The organism is Cupriavidus sp. 8B (genome assembly GCF_054589115.1).
Map to the genome: position 1 here is coordinate 1 of NZ_BAAILO010000126.1, position 2,919 is coordinate 2,919.

2 protein-coding genes are annotated in these 2,919 nt (G+C 61.2%); both read right to left on the reverse strand.

The window, feature by feature from the left end; genetic code table 11:
* Positions 1–641 precede the first annotated feature (641 nt).
* Positions 642–1,883, reverse strand: coding sequence for a helix-turn-helix transcriptional regulator (locus ACYP5B_RS13670; RefSeq protein ID WP_459570014.1), 1,242 nt, complete (start codon positions 1,881–1,883; stop codon positions 642–644).
* A gap of 183 nt (positions 1,884–2,066) precedes the next feature.
* Positions 2,067–2,919: 3'-5' exonuclease (locus ACYP5B_RS13675; RefSeq protein WP_459570016.1), on the reverse strand; the 853-nt coding region annotated here is incomplete at its 5' end.

Genomic DNA, 2,919 nt, shown 5'->3' on the forward strand with positions numbered 1-2,919 from the left:
CAGCACACCCGCCCCGCCGAAGCCCTTCAGCGGTTTGGCCTGGCTGTGCTTACTACCCACCTGGGCCAAGTGCAGCGCATAGCCAAAGGTGTCTTGGACGTCTTTCGGCATCGCGCCTAGGTCTTTTTTCGCTGACCCCACCCAGCGCAGCATTTTTATCGTCGTCGGCATCACGGGATTATACCTAAATATAGATAAAAATGCGCATCGCACCGTGCTACCTGACCCTGTCGGTCAACGGTTCTGCAATGGATGACCGTTACGAATTACCCTCCCACGCCACCTCGCGCCCGCCAGAAATGTGCCGCATCGCACACCAACCAGTGCACCTCGGCTCATTACGCACGATTGGTGCGATGCGCTCGTATTCATGGAGTGCGGCCCGCTCGATCCTGCCGAGGCTCATCTCGGTGCCTGGAGTGCCGCAGGTCTTCAGCGTGAATACCAGCTAGGCGGCGACGGGAGGGGACGCGAGGCGCTCGATCCAGATGGACAAGACGGGGTTGCTAACAGCGCGCACGGTCTGCGCGTCCGACACGCCATGCGCCGGCACACGGAGATAGGCCAGGCCGCCTCAGGGTGTAAATCCAGACAACCGAAATGCGGCCTTCAGCGAAGGTTACGCCGGTACCGAGGCCGCGCTATCTCTCGCCGTTCTGAAGGGCGGGGCGTGCCGCGCACCTGGTCAAGTGCGCCGGCGACGAGCGCCCACGAAGTATTCCCCGGGCGGCGGCTAACTGCGCCTCCATCACCACCAAGGACTGGCCGCGTTTGAACGGGTCCACACAGGGCCGAGCAAAGGCCGACTTTCCGTCGTTCGCCTGGCAGGCCGCCATCTCCCGCAGGAGATCGAACGCGAGCGCATGGGGTGCCGCGGCCCTACGGCCAGCCTTCTCGATCACCACCGATGCCTCATCAACGCTGAGCACGGCACCGTCGGCGCGCGTTACCTGGACCCCACGGAGCCTTGAGACCAGATCCGAAATTTTCGCGGTAACGGCAGCTGCGGCTTCCGCCTTTGCGCGCTCGGCCTGCGCTTGCGTTGCCTGCTGTTCTGCGACAAATGCGTAGTCGACCGTCTTGGACAGCAGAGCCTGGATGTAGGCGAAGAGTTCCCTGCCCTTGAGCGGTATCAGGGCATCGCTGACCACTGCAATTACGTTCGAAAGCCGATGGCCGACCGCCTTAGCGCGCTTCATGAGGGCAAACAGGCCGGTCAGGGCGAGTCCGTTTTGCATAACCAACCAGGCCAGATCCGAGGGCACGGCTTTGCCCTGCACGCGAATGAACGGCCTTGCCCCCGGTGACTGTTTCTTCGAAGAAGATTGTTGAGGGGGTAGGTTAACGTCTCTCGCCGGTGCGAGGTCGGGCTGCAGGGTGGAGGGTACCCGGTCCAGTGCGTCTGAGACTCTCTCTATGACGCTCATCTCGCGCGAAGGTTGATCCGACGCCAAGCCAAGGTTGCAAATGGCTTGCCCCGATAGGCGAATTCGACCAAGGACCTTCAGCGTGTAGGCGGTCAGTCTTTGATCCTCCCGCTCGATTAGGCCGACGCGCTCTAGGGCCGCGAGGCAACGATAGACGGTCGCCTCGCTAAGCCGAAGCCGTTGTGCGATCGTGACCTTCTTCATGAAGATCCAGTGCGCTGGATCTTGCTGTTTGACGCCGTTGCGAACCAGGCAGGCGAGAACCTGACGCTGCGTCTGCGTCAACGCAAACTCATGCAACGCCTCATAGACGCGCACGAGCGCGTTGGCAATCTTGCTCGGTAAGTAGTGTGGTCCGCAGTCGCTTGCGCCGTGGGCAGCAGGATGTACGCTGCCCACGGCGCAAGGATGCGAGGCACCATTGCCGATAGGCGAGCGCCGCCCATCGGCTTCCATGGTTCGAATCATGTTTCGCCGTTCTATGTAAGAAATTCTTGTGAAGGCGTTGACGGGACCCGAAGGCTTTCCTAGACTCTGCACTCAGTGGGAGGTGCAGTCTGGTACGCCTTTTTCGGGACCCGGCAACTTCCGCAGAAGCCAGGACTGCAATCCTGGCTTTTGTTTTTTAGGGTGGACCTGTCATGCCAGTCCAGCCTCAATCACGAACCGCGACGTTGGGTTCTTCTTGGCCGTACTGAGTGCCAGCCAGTCGCGGGCCCGTGTCATGCCAACGTAGAACAAGCGCCGTTCCTCTGATTCGGTACTGCCTTTCTCATCTGGGATAACCGTCTCCTCTACGCGGATGACAACGATTCCATCCCATTCGAGGCCCTTTGACGCGTGGATGGTGGTGAGCACCAGTGCGTCCGGTGCCGGCTCGTTGTTCTGTCGGCGCAGGAATTCCAGCCGCTCGGAGAACGTGCCATTGAGCCGAGAGAGCACGTCATAGGTGGTGGTGATCGCTCGCCTGGCTGGATCTGCTTTGGCGTGTTGGGCCATCCACTCATGCACGCCTTCGAGGACCAGGGAGTAGAACTGCCGGTCGCAGAGGGTGCGCCATTCGGCCAGCCGCTTCATCAGGTCGCGGTATCGCTCGGCGGTTTCCTCCGATACACCGAACGCGACGAGTTCCTTCCTTTGTCGTTGTTCCAGCGCCGGCCCCATCTTGCTATGCAGCAGCCGCAGTTCCTGAGCACCTGCGCCGGCGAAGCCCAGCAATGCGTCCAGCCCGTTGGTCTTCACCTTCTGGATGATTTCCAGCAGGTTGCACATCAGTGCTGCCTCGGGGCGGTTCAGGATCGACTTGCCGGAGGCGCGGTAGTATTTCACGCCATGCGAGCGGCACACGGCTTCTACCGGGTCTAGGATGCGGTTTGTGCGTGCCAGGATGGCGGCGGATTTCCGCTCACCCAGGGTCGGCGCGAGCGCCTCGATGGCCGCAACGGCCTCGGCATACTCATCGTCATAGCGGTTGAACTTCACGATGCCGCCA